Raw genomic sequence first — 17,282 nt, 5'->3', positions numbered from 1 at the left:
GCTGACGTGGATGCCCTCGACACCGAGCAGCGCGTCCGCGCGAGTGCACCAGCGGCCATCGGAACAAGACATAGAGTTATTCATGTCAGGGTCTCTTTTGGTATTGGTTTGCTTGGTCGCTACCAATTCAAAGAGGCCCTGACCTCTTTCCCCCTGCACCACGCCGCGCCGGAAACGCCCTACCCCGCGGCGTCAGTCTCAGACCGCCTAACCACGCTCATCTGCGAAGGGCCCGTAAAGTCGACTCAGTACTGGTAATGATCCGCGGAATATACCTGGATAGAGACCTTGGGAGCCGAAGCGCGAAGCACCCCGCGGACGCGCCCCGATCTACCCGCCCGCTCCCCGGGCCTAGGTTATGAAATCTTCATTATCGGCTCTTAAAGCACGGGAATAGAAGAGCTGCGGGAACTCCCGGCCCATGACGAGCTAACGCCCTTTGTCCGGCGTCCGTGCTGTTATACGGGTTGAAGGTTGAGCTGCTCCCGGCGTGAATACGTATTGAGATCACAGGGGCATTACTCCATGTCGTGCGCTGTGCCACCGGCCAGACGCTACCGAATATAAAATCCTCAATCCCCGCCACCGAAAGTGGATTGAACAGGGATGCCCTGTGCCACTTCACAGCCAAACAGGCAGAGAGTCGCACCCTCACCCTCGCTAGTGCCCGGGGAACGCCTGGACGGCTCACGCTTCGGGGTTGGCAGTCCCGTGTGGGTCTTAGCAAGGCAACCCCCCTGTGGCACAAGATAGCGAGATGCCTGCGCTGACTAGCCACGCGGCCAGGACCAGAAGGTAGATCAGGAACAATGCCACATCATGTTGGAGGGGCCAGATGTTCTTACTTCGGCGCATGTAGGGTCCCCGTTCGACCCCGAGGAATTGTTCGAGGGAGCGCGCACGGCTAATCAGATCGTCGTAGAGCTGGGAGTTCCGCAAATCATAGATCCATATGCCGAGTGTGACGCCGAATCCGAACAGGGATGCCATAAGGACGAGAAGGGGGGATGCGTCACGGATAGTTTGCGTCATGAGAACGGTCAGAGCCAGACCCGTGATGGTCGGGACAATCGTTAGCAGTTTGAACCGGACATCGGTCAGGGCCCTGATCTGGCTGCCGAGCTCCGAATAGATGGCCTTGGCCGTCTCCATAGGGACGGGGTCCGTACTTGCCGCAGCTTGTGCGCTGAACACACTCTTCGCGCTGGGGAGTGCTTGGCGCTCATCTCCGAGCTTGAGCAGGAGGATAACCGGCGCGCACTTCAAGGACCCTGTCAGCGGCTCTTTCCGCCACCGTATAACGGACTTGACTACACGTGAGTGGCCTTTGGCAAGTAGGAACCAGCGGCCATCCTCCGTCGGTAAAGATCGTTTCTTGTCCGAGTGCCGGGAATCCCGTTCCCACGTGCTAGGAGTCTGCTTCTGTAGCGGGAGAACCTTTACGACCACGTAGCCGTCGAGTTTTGGAAGGTCGATCAGGTCCAGTTTGTTCCTGGTCATGCGGACTTTTTGAACACACCATGATTTAGTCACCGGGTGGTTTTCGTCACCCAGCAGCGCAGTTTTCCCCTTGTCGGGCGCGCCGAGAACACGCCCGGCGTGGTACATCAGAAAATGCACGAAGCGATCCTGTCAGACAGGGCCATGGGACCACTTTGCCGACGTCTTTTCGCGGGGTCAATGGGGACAGCCTGCACGTGGGTGCTGGCATCACAAGGCGAGCGTCCCACTCCGAGCTGTTCGTATTCACTAAGCTCGGCCTCGCGGTCCCATGGTGCCAAGGACACCGGCTGCGTGCGTGGTCGGTAGCACGATAGCTGAACTCGACGACTGAGCGAGCCGCATCCACGGCCAAGGTCACCAGTATGGCCACGTACGCGCACGTCCGAGGGTTTCCCGTGACGCGCCAGTTACGCCCCCAGCCCTAGGTTCCCTTCCCATGGATACTCGCGACGCCGCCATCCGCCGTTTAGCTCGGCCCGACGGCGGAATCTGCGGCTACTGCTACCAGCAGGCCCAAAGAACCCGCGGCACCTGCGCCTGCGGCCACGAAGGTGTCCTGCCTGGCCGCATCGACTCCATGCCGGCCTGCCGGAAATGCTCCGGCGTCCAGCTCAACATCGACTGCACCGGATGCGGCAACGCCTTGAGGTCCGCCGCAATGTTCTCGACGGGGCGGTCACGAATCCACCCCGATACTGAAGGGAGCCCGCTCGTGAGAGCGCCCGCGAGCGTCTCGGCGACGATCGCCCGCGCGATGGCCTGGCGATGCTCGACCGGGTCGCACTCGTCGTGGTCGCGGCATCCCGCAACTCTGCGGATTCCGCGACCGCCACTACAGCATTTGTCGAGCAATTCGGCGAGCCCGAAAGAGTCGAAGAAACTGCGACTGCTGGCCGAGGGCGCGAAGGCGGCCATGTCGCGGAGTTGGATCTCGGCGGGCGGTGTGCCGAACGGTTGCGGCGCCGTGGGCCGCAGGCGCAGGATCCGCAGATCGTAGAGCGGGTCTGCATACAATACAGACCATATCGCGACATCAGCGTCCTCCGCGCTTCGGTGCCCGACATTGCGGGTTCCCTTGTAGTTCGGCACCGAGGGTCAACGACGCAGCCACGCCCGGAAGGCGGCGCTCGGCTCGACCCCGAGCTCGCGACGTGCGATATCGCGGTAGCGGACGTAGCTGCGCCGGGCCTCGATGAAGTTGCCCTCCGCGACGTGGGCCTCGACCAAGACGCGGTGTGCGCTCTCGCGCAGGGGCTCGAGGGCCACGGCATCCATTGCCGCATCGATCGCCTCGCCGTATCGGCCTGCCGTGCACAGCGAACGGCTTAGGACCTCGAGCGCGTGCAGCATCCGCTGCCGGATCCGCTCGCGCTCGAAGATGACCCACTCGTCGTACCAGCCCGGAAGCAGTTCCGCGACCGACGATGTCCACTCCGGGACATGCAGATCGGCCTCGCTCGCGGTGCCGTCGATGAGCCGATCCGCCCACTCGCACAACGTGTCGAGATCGGTCGTCGTGCGCTCCCGGAGGAAGATGCTGCACTTGTCCGACTCCAGCACGACGATCCCTGCGCCGCGCAGGCGCCACAGCGCCGACCGGAGGTTCCCGGAGGCGCGGTTGTCCGCGCCGTCGGGCCAGAGCGAGCCCGCGGCGTGCCGACGATCGACGCGGCCACGCTGGAGGGCGACGAATGCGAGCAGACGTTTACAGCCCTCCGGTACGAGATACAGTCGACCGTCCTGCATCACGCTGGGGTTACCCAGAAGGTGCACGACGGCATCGCTGGCCGGATATGGATCTGCGTATGCCATAGCCATAGCCCCAACCCCCTTATCCAACGAATGTCGAAGACGCCATTAGTAAGGACGGTAGGGGGGGCCGCGTTACTAGACCGTTACTAGACCGTCACGAGCTGCGATGACGGCTGCTGCTCGTCGTCACGAGCTGCGATGACGGCTGCTGCTCGTCGTCACGCACTCTGCACCTGCTCGGCTGGAGGCTCCTCTCCGTGGTAGTCCCTCTTGTGATTCCCACAACCGCAGTCCTCGGAGTGATCGTCGTCAGGCTGCTCGGGCTGATCAGTGCCGCCGCACGGCTTGTCGGAGCCGCAGAGCCGGTCGTACACCGCCAGGATCTCGGCCACGGGGCCGCCGATGAGCGTCGCACACCACGTCTTGTCGGACTCGATCTGGCAGGCGCGGACGGCCTGCGCGCAGACCAGCACGGCGACGATGTCGACGCCTTTGGACCACGTGGCCAGTGTCTGACAGAGGCAGTCGACGTAGGCGTTGGTGTCAGCGAACCCGCTCCAGATGCGTGCCAGTTTGCGCTTGGCGACGAGCGTCTTTGCATACTCGGTTTTCAGGTCGAGCGTGGCGGCGTCGCCGGCATGCTGCGCGTCCTTGATCGCCGCAATGTCGCGCTTGAGCGCGGCGACGCGCTTGTCCAGCTCGGCCGGTTCGGTGGCGAGCAGATTGAAGCACGCGCTCGCCTTGGCGATCTCGGCCTTGTACCGCTCGATGCGATGTGCGAGCTTGCGATCGCCTTCCTCCCCTTCGTTGGGGAGCTCTGCATCGAACTCGAACTCGCTCGGGCAGCATCCGCCTGATCCCTCGCAGCAGTCGAGTTGCTCGCAGACTTCGACGAACGCGTCATCGAGACAGCGCACGACCCGCTCCTGCTCGATGCGGCATTTGATCTGCTCGATCAGGTACTTGACGTCGTGCTTCATGTCCTGCACCTGGAGGGCGGCGTCGTGCCGCTTGACGCGGTAGTCCTTGCGCGCCTGGTCGTACGTCTTCTGAGCGTCGTCGAGCTTCGGCCCCTGCTCCTGGGTGTAGGCGAGCTGGGCGGCGATCCCCTTGTCGCGACACCTGCGGTCATCGATCGCCGACGACGGGTTGCACGCGCCTGGGGGCGACTTCGGACGGCACTTGCGCTTCTTGTCGGTGTCCGTGGTGGCCGGACTGTCCTCATTCATTGGTGCTCCCTTCGGGTGACGGCATGCTGAGTCTGGGCGGCCACCTGTCACCGAGCTGTTGCGCTGGGCTCCTCCTGCGACGCCGCGGTGACGCGCGGGTGTGCACCATGACGCCATGGCAGGATTCCAGGCGCTCGATGCCGCGGGGCTGAGCATCGTCGCCCTGCTCAACCGGCGGTTCGGTGAGCGGGACGGCGGCGTCGGCCTGGCCGCGATGCTCGCTAACACGCGGCAGCTCAAGACCATGGCGCTCAACAACGGTCAGATCATCCAGCAGCCGTCGATCTCGGTCTTCTGCTACCGAGTGAGCGTCGACCGCGAGACACGACCAGGATGGTCCGCTGTCGCGAACGGCGACGGCATCCCCCGCATCCCGCTGCGCCTGCACTTCCTCATCGGCGCCTTCGCGGCAACGGTCGAGGAGGAGCTCCTGTGGCTGGGCCTGTCCGCGCAGATCCTCGAGGCTGAGAGCATTCTGACCGGCCCGCTGCTGCTGCCCGTTCCTCTGCCGAACGGCACAACCGTGAATCCTTGGCGCTCCGGCGATGTACTGCAGGTCGTGACGGATGACCTCGCCGTCGATTCGATGAGCGAGGCATTCCAATCGCTCAACACGGACTACCGCCTGCAGCTGCCGTACCTTGTGCGTGTTATCTGCATCGACGGCGTGCAGGAGCCCGTCGCCACACCCGTCGGCACGGTTGCGGCGCGGGCGATCCGGACACCGATATGAGCCGGATGCCGACATGAGCACAGACATGATCCAGACCAGCATCGGCCCCGCGCAGGTGCTGCACCGGCTCGCCCTCGGACTCGTGCTCAGCGACGCCGTGACCGACCGCGACGCGACGGCCGGACTGCGGGTCGGGTGGGAGGCATCCGGGCATTTCCTGCCCCGGGGAGCCACCCCCGAGTGGCCCTGCGTGGATTTCGAAAGGGTCGGGGCGGGTCGATTCCGGCTCCGCGTGGCGCCTCGCCCGGCAGGGCTCACGGTCCGGGTGTCCGACGCGAGCCGGAGATACGTGCCTCGACGTTTCACTGTGCCGTGGTGGACACAGGCGCAGCTCACCGATCCCGTGCCGGCGAATGCGCTCTCGGTCGTTTCGCGCACGCTCCGGCTTTGGCTGTGGCCGGGGGCGGCGTATCCACTGCCGACCGGCACGACGGCGATCCGCGGACGCATCATGCAAGCGGGAATCCCCGTCCCGTGGGCACGCATCACGGCCCGCGGGACGACCGGGGCCATCCTCGGGCTGGCTCACGGCGACGACCGTGGCGAATTCCGGCTCGTGCTCACCGACATCGCGCAGAACCCCGTGCAGAGCTCGGTGACGGTCCGGTTGGTCCTCCGAGGTCCCGCCACCGCGCCCGTCGAGCCCCCCGACGATGGGCTCGTCGATCCGCCCCCGGCCGAGGTGGTCACCCGGCCGGGGAATCCGCCCAACCTCCCGGGCGACCTCGACAACGACCTGCTGCGGGGGATCACGCCCCCCGCAGCACTCGTGCCGAGCGTTCCCCCTCCCCCGCAGTTCACCGTCCCGGTCGGCCGCGAGACCGTCATCGCCACCAACATCCCCTTCCATCCGTGAGGAGACCGCCATGCCCGAATACCTGACCCCCGGCGTCTACGTCGAGGAGACGAGCTTCCGCTCGCGATCGATCGAAGGCGTCGCGACCTCCACCTTCGGCATGACGGGCCTCGCCCGCTACGGCCCCGTGCCGTACTTCCTCACGCCCCCGAATTGGACGCGGCCGCTCGTCATGGTGCCTTCGCCGACACTCGTCACGAGCTCCACCGAGTTCGAGCGGGCCTTCGGCGGCCTAGAGGACGTCGGCACCGGGCTGGCCGACCAGCGGAACTACCTGGCTTACGCGGCACGTGCATTCTTTGGCAACGGCGGGCGGCGGCTGTACGTTGCCCGCGTCTTTCCGTTCACCCTGGACGGGGCCGGCGCCGTCGCGCTCGCGGGCAACTTCTCGCAGCTGCCCCTCGCCGGTGCCCCGGCGGTCGCGACCTTCCGGTCGCGGTGGCCGGGCGCTGCAGGCAACGAGTTCGCGGTTTCGGTCAGCTTCCAGCGGAGCAAGAACATCGTCGTCCCCGGCACGAACGGCGGTCCGGCCGTGCTCAAAGGCGTGCAGGAGGGGGCGGCCGTCGAGGTTTTCGCCAACGCGGCGGCCATCCCGAGGGACGGCGTCGCGCCCGTGTCGGCGAACGTCGCGATCGTGGCGAAGGCACCCGACGGCTCGCTCGGGGTGAGTGACGGCGCGGGTAACGTGACCGTTCCCGCGGGGGCCGTCACCCACCTGACCGTGACGGTCAACGTTCGGTGGGGTGGTCGACGACTCGACTCCTACCCGGGGCTCGAGCTCGGCGCCACTCACCCGCGCGGCATTGGCAACGTGCTGCAGGCGGAGAACCCTGCCGACGAGCAGTCACTCGTATGGTTCGACACCGGCAACATGCCGCCTGTAGAACTCGCGACGGGTGCACTGGTCAACGGGCTCAACGCACTCGCCGATTGGACTCTGCTCACCGGGGCCGGCGAGGGGCAGCCCGTCGGGCCATCGGACATCGCGGGCGACGCCTCGGATCCCGACGACCCGAAGCGGGCAGCGCACGGCCTCGGCGCCCTCGCGGAGCAGGAGGACATCGCGATCGTCGCAGTCCCGGACGCGGTCCGGTTCGTCCTGGCCGATCAGCTCACGGTGACCAACAGCCTCATCGCCCACTGCGAAGCGCCGCGCGCCTATCGCATCGGGGTCGTCGATCCGCCGAAGGACAATTCGATCTCGGCGGTGCGGGCGTTCCGCTCGCAGTTCGACAGCTCGTACGCCGCGCTCTACTACCCCTGGATGGACATCCTCGACCCGACCGCCCGCCCGGATCCCGGCGCACCGCGGCCCGTCATCCAGCTCCCCCCCAGTGGGTTCACCGCGGGCATCTACGCACGCAGCGACATCGCGCGCGGCGTGCACAAGGCACCGGCAAACGAGGTCGTGCTCGGGATCACGGGGTTCCGGCAGAACGTCACCTTCGACCGCCAGTCCGTGCTCAACCCCGAGGGCGTCAACGCCCTGCGCTTCTTCGAGGGACGCGCCAACCGCGTCTGGGGAGCGCGCACCATGAGCTCGGACCCGGAGTGGAAGTACGTCAACGTCCGAAGGCTCTTCCTGTTCCTCGAGCATTCGATCGACCGTTCGACCCAGTGGGCGGTCTTCGAACCGAACAACGAACGGCTCTGGGCATCCATTCGCCAGTCGATCGAAGACTTCCTCGTCACGGTCTGGCGGACGGGCGCGCTCATGGGGACCAAGCCCGAGGAGGCGTTCTTCGTCCGCTGCGACCGCACCACCATGACGCAGAACGACCTCGACAACGGCCGGATGATCTGCCTCATCGGCGTCGCACCCACCTATCCTGCGGAGTTCGTCATCTTCCGCATCGGGCAGTGGACCGCGGACGCGCAGCAGAGCTGAGAACACGGAGCGAAAGGCAGATGACCCATGGCTACACGCGACAACCCGTACGGCGCTTTCAACTTCCTCGTGAGGCTGGGCGACCAGGGTGGTGAAGACCAGATCGTCGGCGGCTTCTCCGACGTGAGCGGACTCGGCAACGAGATCAAGTACTCCGAGTACCGCAACGGCAACGACAACGAGAACCACGTGCGGAAGGTTCCCAACATCAACGTCACCGACGATGTGACCCTCAAACGCGGTCTCATCGGCGACCTCCGCCTGTTCACGTGGCTGAAGGCACAGCGAGAGGGCGACCTCGATCCACGGACGGTCACGATCACCCTCATGGACGAGAGTCGCAAGGACGTGTGCTCCTGGGTGCTCCTGCGGGCGCAGCCCAAGAAGTGGGTCGGACCGACGCTTGCGGGCAAGGGCGGTAGCGAGGTGGCGATGGAGGAACTGCACCTCGTCGCCGAGCAGATCGACTTCAAGTCGTGATCCTGACGACCGCACGGGTGCCAGGGCATCCCGGCGTGTTCGTCGCGCCGCCGCCGATCCTGACGACGCTGCGCCCCGAGCGCCTCGACATCGTGGGGTTCGTCGGCGTCGCGCCGCGCGGACCGGTCGACGAACCGGTTCGGATCGGGCGGTGGTCGGACTACGAGAGCCTCTTCGGCGGCTTCGAGCCAGCGCCCGGCGGCCCGGTCCGGCTGCTGCCCTACGCGGTCGCGACGTTCTTCCGGCAGGGCGGCCAGGTGGCATATGTCGTCCGGGTTGCGCCGCACGGGGAGGATGCCGGAGGCTCGGCAGCCGCGACCGCTCACTACCAGTTCGACCTGCCCGCGGGAGGCTTCGCCGGTCTGAGCGCCGCGGACGAAGGAGCATGGGGTGGTGAACTGCGGCTGCGGCTGCTCTACCGGGTCGCCCAGCACGTCCGCGGCGAGGTCGAATCGGAAGGCGCTCTGCAGCTGCCGCCGGGAACAGCCGCGCCCGTCGGGTCGCTCCTGCGGCTCATCCGGCCGGGATCGTCCGACGTCACACTGCGCTGGGTAGCGTCGCTGGGCGATCTCCCCCGAGGTTCAACCCAAACCGTCCGCCTCGACGGCGATCCGCTCGCGGCGGGCAGTATCGACGTCGACGTCGTCACAGGCTCGCTGCAGATCGACGACCTCGCCCGGCCCGGCGCCGGCGAAGTACTCACGGGCTTGGGGCTGCGCCCGGCGCATCCACGGTGGATTCAGGCCGTACTGAGCGGCCGGTCGTCCACGAGCCCGACGCCGGACTCGCCGACCGACCGGCATCTCGTCGCGCCGATCGGCGACTGGACCGACCTCGACCTCACCCCCGCACCGTCACTCATGCCTCTCGTCGGCGAACGCACTCAGGACGGCGCCGACCGTTCGCATCTGATCGACGCCGGCGCGTTCTTCGACCCGGAGCAGCTCGCGACCAGCTGGATCGACGAGGATGCCGGACCCGACGACCGCGACCCCCACGTCGGCGTCGACCGCATGGGGCGGGTGCGCGAGATCGGCCTCCTGTGCGTCCCCGACATCACCTGGAATCGGTACGTCCCGACGCCGCTGCCGCCCGTGCGTCATCCCCGCGCTCCGCTCGGCTGCCGATGCCATGCGTGCACCACCGCAGACGACCCGGAGCCCGAGTTCCTGGCTGCGCCGGCCGAACCCCGCGATCTGGATGCCCGAAACCCCGGCGACCTCGCCGACCTGGTCTCGCGCCAGGTGCGGATCATCGATGTGGCACGCGCGCGCGAACGGTTTGTCGCGCTCCTCGATGTGCCGAACGGCCTCTCGACCACCCAGATCGCACAGTGGCGCTCCCACTTCGACTCGAGCTATGCCGCGGCCTACCACCCGTGGCTCGCCGTCGCCGGCGGCCCCGCGGGCCGGGCGCTTCCCATCCCGCCGTCCGCGTTCGCCGCGGGCATCATCGCCGCACGCGAGCTGGAGCGCGGCCTCCCCTGGGGCCCCGCCAACGAGCTCGCGCGAGACGCCGTGCGGGCGGAGGCGACGGTGACGGATGCCGCGCACGACGCGCTGCATCAGCTAGGCGTGAATGTATACCGCGCGGAGCGCGACGGATTCCGGCTGACGGCGGCACGGACCCTTTCGACGGATCCGGACTACCGTCAGCTCTCGGTACGGCGGCTCATGACCATGCTCCGGCTCACGATTCAGCGTCAGGGGGCGGATCTCGCGTTCGAGCCGAACACGGCCGAGCTGCGCGATCGGCTCACGCGCATGCTGACTACCCTGCTGCGAGGACTCGCCCGCCAGGGCGCGTTCGCGGGACGGTCCGACGCCGAGTCCTTCTTCGTGCACTGCGGAGACGACGTGAACCCGTCCGCCTCGCAGGCTCTCGGCCGGCTCATCGCCGAAATCGGGGTCGCGCCCGCCGTGCCGCTCGAGTACATCCTCGTGCGGATCGCCCGCGATCCGGACGGCTCGCTCACGGTTGTGCGCGATGAGCGATGAGTTCCTGCTGCCGGCGTTCAGCTTCCGCATCACGCTGACGCGGGTGGAGGATCGCCCGCAGCCGGCCGAGGGAAAGTGGAATCCCTCCGTGCTCGGAACGACCGGCGGCTTCGCCGAGTGCGGCGGCCTCGAACTCGAAGCCGACGTCAAGGAGTACCTCGAGGGCGGCCGCAACGACGGCGTCGTGCGTCGCGTCGGGCGCGTCAAGCTCTCGCCGATCGTGCTCAAGCGGGGTATGTTCGCCGCCGACGCACGCGCCAACGCGAACACCGAGCTGTGGATGTGGCTCACGCGCATGGTGAGCGGGGAGCTGCCCGTCACCCGTTATGACGGCCGCATCCAGATCCTCAATCCGCACGGACAGGCGCCGCTCGCGACCTGGACGTTCGAGCGGGGCCTACCGCAAAAGGTGAGCGGCCCGACCCTCAACGCCAAGACCGGCGAGATCGCTCTCGAAGAGCTCCACATCGTCCACGAAGGCCTCTGGATGGAGCTCCCGCAGTGACCACACTCGTACCGGCGACTCTCACACCGCTCAAGAACAAGCCCGCGACCAAGGGTGCTTCAGCCGACTTCCAGGATGCCGGGGCACCGCTTCCCGTGCAGTTCAACCCGACGTCGCTCAAGCTGTCGCGGACGAACAACATCGACAAGGGCGGCGCGACCACGGGCATGCCGAAACGGCAGGTCCCCTCGGTGCAGTCGGCGACCCTCTCCTTCGACTTGGAGTTCGACACCGCCGAGGGCAAGAAGGACGGAACCCCCCAGGATGTGCGTGATCTCACACGCATCGTGCGCCAGTTCACCGAGCCGGCGGATGAGCACCCGAAACAGCCGCCACCCGCTGTGCGATTCGCGTGGGGAACATTCCGCTTCCAGGGCATCGTCACCCAGCTCACCGAGGACCTGGACTACTTCTCACCGAGCGGGATGCCGTTACGGGCCAAGGTGTCCGTCACCATCACGGAAGTGAACCCGAAATGGGATGCCGGCCAGGTCGGCGCCGGCGCGAAGGACGCCCGGGCCGCCAAGCACCCCGACAAGCAGCACAACCTCATCGGGCCCGGGGGTGCCGCCGCACCGAGCGCCGTGCCCGGCAACGGACCGGGCTCGTCGCCGTCGATGAATCCCCTTTCCACCGCCCTGGCGAAGGCCGGAGAGAGTGTTCAGCAGCTTCTCACCCGCCTCGACCAGGACCCCGCGGCATGGCGCTCCGCGATGACCGGCCTTGACAGCCCGCTCTGGCTTGCCGCCGGAACCCAAGTGCAACTCGGGGCGACGGCATCAGCAGGTCTCAGCGCCACCGCGACGACGGGGATCGGCACGAGCGGCGGGTTTACGGCATCTACCGGCATCGCCGACACCGCGACGACTCGCGCGGCCCTCGGACTTACGGGCGGCACGGACCTTGGCCGAGGAGCGACCGCGCAGGCAGCCGCTGGCTTCGTGCTCGCCGAGGCGGGCGGCGTCGCGCGTGCGAGTGCACGGGTCGACGTCGCGGCCGCGGGGACCGCCGAGGCGAGCGCGCGCGCATCATTCGAAGTCCCGGTGCCAGGCATCGCGCTGCGCACGCGACCAGGCCAGGCCAGCGCCACCGTCACAACCGAGGCGGATCCGCGCAGCCTCACCTTCGGACGCGGCATCCCCCTCCGTGCCCGCGCCTCCGGTGACGCTGCGGCGACGCCCGGAGGGTGAGACTGCAATCACCACTCTCAGGAAGGTGACCGCGATGGCCGTGCATGTCGGCGAGATCCACACCGATCTCTCGGGGCCGCGCGCCTACGACACCGATGACGCAAAGGCTGAGGGTGACGCCACGCCCCGCTACCCCGGCGCCCGCGAAGACGAGTGGCGCGGCATCCAGACGCATGTGCATCGACTGCGCGGCAGGGTGAGCGCGGAGGACTTCGATGACTGACGCGCTCCTCACGGTCGCCTCGCCGGTCTTCACGATCGGCGGGAAGGCGATCGGCGATCTCGCCCGCGATTGCGTCCGCCTCATCGTCGACGAGGGGGTCGAGGGCCTGCGGACCATGGAGGTGCACTTCATCGCGAGCGGGATCGGCAACCCAGGCCCACCGGGCCCGATGCTGCACGTCGACGGCAGCGAATTCGACTTCGGAACCGGCATCGAAGTCGCTCTGGGCGCCGACGGGGATCAGTTCGTCGTCTTCGACGGCGCCGTCTCGGGAATCGAAGTCGTGCTCGGCGACAGCGAACCGCCGCGTGTCGTGATGCTCGCCGAGGACCGTCTCATGCGGCTGCGGATGACGCGGCGCATGCGCACCTACACCGACATCACCGACGCCGAGGTCGTGCGCCGCATCGCCCAAGAGCACGGACTCGACGCCGACGTGTCGGCCGACGGGCCGCGCTACGACGTCTTGCAGCAGGTCAATCAGAGCGACCTCGCCTTCCTGCGCGAGCGCGCCCGCCTCCTGCAGACCGACGTCTGGTGCAGCGAGCGCACCCTCCATTTCTGCGACCGTCCCGCCCGGCGCGGAGACAAAGTCACCCTCACCCACGGCTCCGACCTGATCGAGGGGAGAATCTCGGCCGACCTCGCCCACCAGCACACCGACGTCATCGTGAGCGGCTACGACGCGCGGGCGAAGGCGGTGATCGATGAGCGTGCGGGCAGCCGGACAATCGAGGCCGAGGCATCAGTCGGCCGCACGGGTCCGCAGGTGCTCGAGAGGGCGCTCGGCGCGAGCTCCGGGATCCGTGTTCGGGAAGTTCCGCAGACTTCCGCGGAGGCATCGGCATGGGCCCGAGCCGAGATGCTGCGCAGGTCGCGCAGCTTCGTCACCGCGAGCGGGCTCACGAGAGGAACGCCGCAGCTCGCCGTCGGCAGTCAGCTCCGGCTCGAACTTGTCGGCCAGCCGTTCGACGGTGACGGCTACTACGTTACGCGCGTCACACACACGTACGACAACGTGCGGGGCCTTCGGACCTCGTTCGAAGCCGAACGGCCCACCCTGAACGAGGCGGGGTGATGGGACTCCCCGAGCACGCAGACGGCGACGGACCCCGCTTCTTCGGGGTCTACCCCGCGCTCGTTACGAAGATCACAGACGATCCGGCGCGGCTCGGGCGCGTGCAGGTGCGCTATCCGTCGCTCGGCACCGACGGCGACCGCGACGTGCGGGGGTGGGCGACCCTCTGCTCGCCCTACGCCGACAAGGATCAGGGCCTCCAAGTCATGCCGGAGGTCGACAGTGAGGTCGTGGTGGCGTTCGAGGCGGGCGACTTCCGCCGCGGCTACATCGTCGGCGCTGCCTGGAACGGCAAGGCCGCGCAGCCGGAATCCCCTACTGCACCCAACAACATCCGGGTCCTGCGCACACGCGCGGACAGCCGGCTCGAATTCGACGACGCGTCCGGATCGTCGAAGATCAGCCTGACGATGAAGACCGGGCACAAGGTCGTGCTCAACGAGACTCCGCAGGAGATCACGATCACGCACGCCAACGGCTGCACGATCACGCTCAACGCGTCGGGGGGCATCGACATCACGGCCAACAGTGTCGTGACGGTCAACGCCCCTTCGCTCAACGTCAATGCGCCGACCTCGAACTTCAGCGGCATCGTGAACTGCCAGACCCTGGTAGCGAGCGTCGCTATTACTTCACCCATGTACAGCCCGGGAGTGGGGAACATCTGGTGAGCGAACCCGACTTCGTCATGCGATCGCCCTGGTACGACCGGGTCAGGGAAGGCCTCGACCTGGGTGCGCCACTCGCGCGGCGGCCGCGCATTCAGATGTACGACAGCTCGGACTTCGTGGAACGGCTGCTCGAGGATCCCGCCGCCAGCCTCGTGTTCGGCGACGACGACGTGTGGACCTATCCGGTGCCTGTGAGGCCCCACGTCAAGGACGACACGCGACTGCGGCTCGCGACATCCCGGCTCGTGAAGACGAACCTGCGCAAGCTCTACCAGCCCCTCCACGAGCGGTTCTACGTCGTCGTCGTCGAGGTGTTCTGCGATGTCCCCGGGCTGCCTCGTGCGGGAACGCACAACGAGATCAGCGTCGGCTTCCGGATGCGGAGGCTGCACACGTCGCTGACGGCGAAGGGGCGCCCGGCGCGCCGGGTAGCCGCGAACCTGGTCGCCGACCTCGCGAAGGAGCAGGGCCTGGGCGAGTGCGTACCCACCAGCTCGGACGTGCGCGACGTCTGGTGGGCCAACGAGGCGTGGCGAAGGAAGTTCAACGAAGACCATGCTGCCGATCTCGCCGAGATCGACTGCCACACCGACATCCAGGAGTGGCTTCTGTCGCCCAAAGGGGGCGGGCGTTGGCGGACGATCTGCGACGTCGGCGACCCTGTGATCGAGGGTGAGAAGGAGCAGATCATCCAGATGACGCGGCTGCCCGTTCGTGAGAAGGACAAGATGTGCGCTGAGGATGCCGGGCCGAAAGGTCCAGGATCGCGGTCGCTGTGGTTCGGGGTCATCCCGACGTACTCCGGCGATCATTGGCTCGCGCCGCAGCCCGGAGGCCGGCCTCCCGCGATCGAGCGCAAGCTCGACGACCACGCCATCTACGAGATCGAATGCGTGGTAGCCCAGGCGCGCGAGGGATGCCCGACACTCACGTGGGTCAGCGCACCGACGGAGCCCTTCCGCCTGGCCGATCCGATGGACCCCGCAGGAACCAAGAATCGCACCGTGACGATCACACTGCCCGACCTGCGCCGCCTTGCCGCGCGTGCGAGCGAGAAGCAGGGCCCGGGCGGGGTGCGTATCGTCACGCCCCCGGACTCGCAATTCAAGATGAACCCCTTCAGCGGGATCCCCAAACAGGGCGAAGGACGCATCGGTGCCGGGGCGGCGGTCTGCACGTTCGCGATCGAGCTATTCTTCATCGTCGCGTTCTTCCTCTTCCTGCTGTTCCTGCCGATCGTCGTGCTCACCTTCCAACTCTGGTGGCTGCTCGCCCTGCGGTTCTGCATCCCTCCGAGAGTCGGCTTCACGGCGGTCGCCGACTTCCTGGCGACGGGCAAAGTGATCGGGGGTGCCGGGTGGAACGCGACGCTCGCAGCCGAGCTCGACATCACACTCGGCACCGACCTCCGGGACGTGCCGGTGCCCGGCGGCTGGGCGGACCAACTCGTCGCGGCGAAGGACCCGAGCGGTGCCTTCATCTTCAAGAACGACGCGAAGCTGACCCACGCACTCGTCGTGAGCACCGATCCAGGGGATGCCGCGCAGCCCGCGCCACTGCCGCACGAGGTGAGCCCACCCGATCCGCTGTGCGTGGTGCCGGTCTCGTCATGACGACGGCGTTCGGGGGGCGCATCGAGGGCGTCGCCCGCATTTCGAGCAAGACCTCCCGCGATCGCGACGCTCCTGCAGAACAGGTTGCGCGTGCCGGCGCTGGCAGGGCGCTTGCCGGCCCACCTTCCTCCGCACCGCTGACGCGGGGAGCGCGCGATCAGGCTGCCCCGCCATCCGAGTTCGGTCCCCATTCCCCGATCCCATCCCCCGCACGCGAGCGCCTGGAATCGGGATTCGGCCAGCAGCTCGACTTCGTGAGGATCCACTCCGGCCCGACCGCAAGCATGGTGGCCCGCTCCGTGTCGGCACGAGCACTGTCGCTGGGGACCTCGGTCGCGTTCGGGCCCGGGCAGTTCGATCCCAGCTCGGAGTCAGGTCTTCGACTGCTCGCCCACGAGGTCTCCCACGTTCTGAGCCCTTCGCCCGCAGACGGCGTCGGACGTCGGGAGGTCATGGCCTACCCCGATATCACCGGCGATACGAACCCTCCTGGCAACGACCTGTACGCCACCGTCAAACCCGCGATCGCATCCGTCGGCTCGGCCCCGGATGACGCAGCCTGGAAGGCCACAGTCAACTCCGCGGTTAATGCCTGGATCGACAGCTGGCACTCGGATCCGTCGGCGGCGGGCGCCCAGGATGCCCGCGCGGCTCTCGCGCTGCTGCTTCCCAGTTTGAACGACTACAGCAACCTGAAGGCTCTCGCCGCAGTCCAGACGCAATTGGGCCCTGACGGCCTCGGTCCGCCGGAGGGCCTCGCGGCAGCGGCGGTGCACCGCCAGCTGGCGGAAGGCATGGCGGGATACATCTATATGAAGGCTGAAGGCCTGCCCGACGCGTACGAGAAGGCGGTCTACTACTTCCGCGGTCTTCACAGGGCCGCCGATGCCGTCCGGACTGCGGAGGGACGATACCAGCTGGAGCTCGAGGGTGCGCTGACCGCTCTGGTCGACAGCAGGGCCGAGTTCAACACGGCGGGCGCCGACAGACGGGCCCTCGGCGCACGCATCGGCATCCTGGCACGCAGAGCACTGCTCCTCGCGGCCACGATCGAAGACCTGCGCAAGGAGCAGGGGCGACCACCCGCCAATGCCGTCGCCGATCCGCTCGCTCGAGCGAACGGCCGGATCCGCGCGATCCGCGGTGAGGCGGCGACCGAGTCCAAGACCCGGGCCGCTCTCGACGAGCGGAACGGGCTCGGCGCCGGTGCAGCGCAACTCGCAGTGATGCCCCTGCCGCAACAGCCCCGAACCATCCAGACCGCACACATCCTCGGAATCGCTCCCGAGCTCGCCCTCCCCGAGACAACCGATCAGGGCGTCAAAGCGATGCTCTTCCAGGCCGAAGGCCAGCTGAGCGAGCAGGAGAAGCTCACGAAGGACCTGCACGACTCGGTCGTCCCCCCGAAGTCGGAGCGACGGTACACGCTGCCGGAGTTMGCCCAGGTCTACCGCCGATGGTCGGGGTTCCACTCGCCGGAGCAGGAGCGCCAGGATCCGATGTTCCGGATGTGGGCCTCCTTCTTCGATCGTCGAGCCATGCTCGACGCGAGCCATGCTCGACG

At 67.4% G+C, this 17,282-nt stretch carries 17 protein-coding genes; 13 read left to right on the top strand and 4 right to left on the bottom strand.

Annotated elements, in window-relative coordinates:
• Positions 1 to 258: hypothetical protein (locus AC1D2F_RS23195; RefSeq protein WP_476967844.1), on the top strand; the 258-nt coding region annotated here is incomplete at its 5' end.
• Positions 259 to 720: 462 nt separating this feature from the next.
• Here the strand turns inward: AC1D2F_RS23195 and AC1D2F_RS23190 are convergent.
• The 4 genes from AC1D2F_RS23190 to AC1D2F_RS23175 all read right to left on the bottom strand — a co-directional run bounded on the left by AC1D2F_RS23190 (position 721) and on the right by AC1D2F_RS23175 (position 4,484).
• Positions 721 to 1,620 carry a hypothetical protein gene (locus AC1D2F_RS23190; RefSeq protein ID WP_476967843.1) on the bottom strand — a complete coding sequence of 300 codons (900 nt, stop codon included), beginning with the start codon at positions 1,618 to 1,620 and terminating at the stop codon, positions 721 to 723.
• Positions 1,621 to 2,004: 384 nt separating this feature from the next.
• Positions 2,005 to 2,592, bottom strand: coding sequence for a hypothetical protein (locus AC1D2F_RS23185; protein ID WP_476967842.1), 588 nt, complete (start codon positions 2,590 to 2,592; stop codon positions 2,005 to 2,007).
• Positions 2,593 to 2,598: 6 nt separating this feature from the next.
• Positions 2,599 to 3,315 (bottom strand): AfsR/SARP family transcriptional regulator, encoded by a 717-nt coding sequence (locus AC1D2F_RS23180; protein WP_476967841.1) that lies wholly within the window; start codon positions 3,313 to 3,315, stop codon positions 2,599 to 2,601.
• A 158-nt stretch (positions 3,316 to 3,473) separates the two neighbouring features.
• Entirely contained in the window at positions 3,474 to 4,484 is a 1,011-nt protein-coding gene (locus tag AC1D2F_RS23175) for a hypothetical protein (protein WP_476967840.1), read from the bottom strand.
• A 115-nt stretch (positions 4,485 to 4,599) separates the two neighbouring features.
• Between AC1D2F_RS23175 and AC1D2F_RS23170 the strand changes: the two genes are divergently transcribed.
• The 12 genes from AC1D2F_RS23170 to AC1D2F_RS23115 form a co-directional block, all read left to right on the top strand.
• Complete coding sequence (locus tag AC1D2F_RS23170) at positions 4,600 to 5,217, top strand: Pvc16 family protein (RefSeq protein ID WP_476967839.1); 618 nt, start codon at positions 4,600 to 4,602, stop codon at positions 5,215 to 5,217.
• Between the two features lie 13 nt (positions 5,218 to 5,230).
• On the top strand, positions 5,231 to 6,073 hold the full coding sequence (locus AC1D2F_RS23165) for a hypothetical protein (RefSeq protein ID WP_476967838.1): 843 nt from the start codon (positions 5,231 to 5,233) through the stop codon (positions 6,071 to 6,073).
• A 10-nt stretch (positions 6,074 to 6,083) separates the two neighbouring features.
• Positions 6,084 to 7,961, top strand: a complete 1,878-nt coding sequence (locus tag AC1D2F_RS23160) for a phage tail sheath family protein (RefSeq protein ID WP_476967837.1) — start codon at positions 6,084 to 6,086, stop codon at positions 7,959 to 7,961.
• A gap of 27 nt (positions 7,962 to 7,988) precedes the next feature.
• Positions 7,989 to 8,441, top strand: a complete 453-nt coding sequence (locus AC1D2F_RS23155) for a phage tail protein (RefSeq protein ID WP_476967836.1) — start codon at positions 7,989 to 7,991, stop codon at positions 8,439 to 8,441.
• The gene (locus tag AC1D2F_RS23150; RefSeq protein ID WP_476967835.1) at positions 8,438 to 10,438 is read left to right on the top strand and encodes a phage tail sheath family protein; all 2,001 of its coding nucleotides are present in this window, start codon (positions 8,438 to 8,440) and stop codon (positions 10,436 to 10,438) included. Before AC1D2F_RS23155 ends, AC1D2F_RS23150 begins: the two co-directional genes overlap by 4 nt.
• Entirely contained in the window at positions 10,428 to 10,943 is a 516-nt protein-coding gene (locus AC1D2F_RS23145; protein WP_476967834.1) for a phage tail protein, read from the top strand. Before AC1D2F_RS23150 ends, AC1D2F_RS23145 begins: the two co-directional genes overlap by 11 nt.
• Positions 10,940 to 12,133, top strand: a complete 1,194-nt coding sequence (locus AC1D2F_RS23140; RefSeq protein ID WP_476967833.1) for a CIS tube protein — start codon at positions 10,940 to 10,942, stop codon at positions 12,131 to 12,133. Before AC1D2F_RS23145 ends, AC1D2F_RS23140 begins: the two co-directional genes overlap by 4 nt.
• A 34-nt stretch (positions 12,134 to 12,167) precedes the next feature.
• Positions 12,168 to 12,356, top strand: coding sequence for a hypothetical protein (locus tag AC1D2F_RS23135; protein ID WP_476967832.1), 189 nt, complete (start codon positions 12,168 to 12,170; stop codon positions 12,354 to 12,356).
• Entirely contained in the window at positions 12,349 to 13,434 is a 1,086-nt protein-coding gene (locus AC1D2F_RS23130; protein ID WP_476967831.1) for a phage late control D family protein, read from the top strand. The genes AC1D2F_RS23135 and AC1D2F_RS23130 overlap by 8 nt, the downstream gene beginning before the upstream one ends.
• Positions 13,434 to 14,105 carry a phage baseplate assembly protein V gene (locus AC1D2F_RS23125; RefSeq protein ID WP_476967830.1) on the top strand — a complete coding sequence of 224 codons (672 nt, stop codon included), beginning with the start codon at positions 13,434 to 13,436 and terminating at the stop codon, positions 14,103 to 14,105. The genes AC1D2F_RS23130 and AC1D2F_RS23125 overlap by 1 nt, the downstream gene beginning before the upstream one ends.
• Positions 14,102 to 15,718: a hypothetical protein gene (locus AC1D2F_RS23120; RefSeq protein WP_476967829.1), complete on the top strand. Its 1,617-nt coding sequence runs from the start codon at positions 14,102 to 14,104 to the stop codon at positions 15,716 to 15,718. The genes AC1D2F_RS23125 and AC1D2F_RS23120 overlap by 4 nt, the downstream gene beginning before the upstream one ends.
• Positions 15,715 to 17,282: eCIS core domain-containing protein (locus AC1D2F_RS23115; RefSeq protein ID WP_476967845.1), on the top strand; the 1,568-nt coding region annotated here is incomplete at its 3' end. The genes AC1D2F_RS23120 and AC1D2F_RS23115, both read left to right, overlap by 4 nt.

The organism is Arthrobacter sp. P1_B3, from assembly GCF_056406615.1.
Note: the sequence above shows the minus strand (reverse complement) of the source record. Positions and strands in the feature narration are given on the sequence as shown.

Excerpts from the sequence above, each read along its gene's own strand:
- AC1D2F_RS23175 (WP_476967840.1), bottom strand. The coding sequence starts at position 4,484 with ATGAATGAGGACAGTCCGGCCACCACGGACACCGACAAGAAGCGCAAG.
- AC1D2F_RS23160 (WP_476967837.1), top strand. The coding sequence starts at position 6,084 with ATGCCCGAATACCTGACCCCCGGCGTCTACGTCGAGGAGACGAGCTTC.
- AC1D2F_RS23130 (WP_476967831.1), top strand. The coding sequence starts at position 12,349 with ATGACTGACGCGCTCCTCACGGTCGCCTCGCCGGTCTTCACGATCGGC.
- AC1D2F_RS23170 (WP_476967839.1), top strand. The coding sequence starts at position 4,600 with ATGGCAGGATTCCAGGCGCTCGATGCCGCGGGGCTGAGCATCGTCGCC.
- AC1D2F_RS23135 (WP_476967832.1), top strand. The coding sequence starts at position 12,168 with ATGGCCGTGCATGTCGGCGAGATCCACACCGATCTCTCGGGGCCGCGC.
- AC1D2F_RS23125 (WP_476967830.1), top strand. The coding sequence starts at position 13,434 with ATGGGACTCCCCGAGCACGCAGACGGCGACGGACCCCGCTTCTTCGGG.
- AC1D2F_RS23180 (WP_476967841.1), bottom strand. The coding sequence starts at position 3,315 with ATGGCATACGCAGATCCATATCCGGCCAGCGATGCCGTCGTGCACCTT.
- AC1D2F_RS23155 (WP_476967836.1), top strand. The coding sequence starts at position 7,989 with ATGGCTACACGCGACAACCCGTACGGCGCTTTCAACTTCCTCGTGAGG.
- AC1D2F_RS23145 (WP_476967834.1), top strand. The coding sequence starts at position 10,428 with ATGAGCGATGAGTTCCTGCTGCCGGCGTTCAGCTTCCGCATCACGCTG.
- AC1D2F_RS23165 (WP_476967838.1), top strand. The coding sequence starts at position 5,231 with ATGAGCACAGACATGATCCAGACCAGCATCGGCCCCGCGCAGGTGCTG.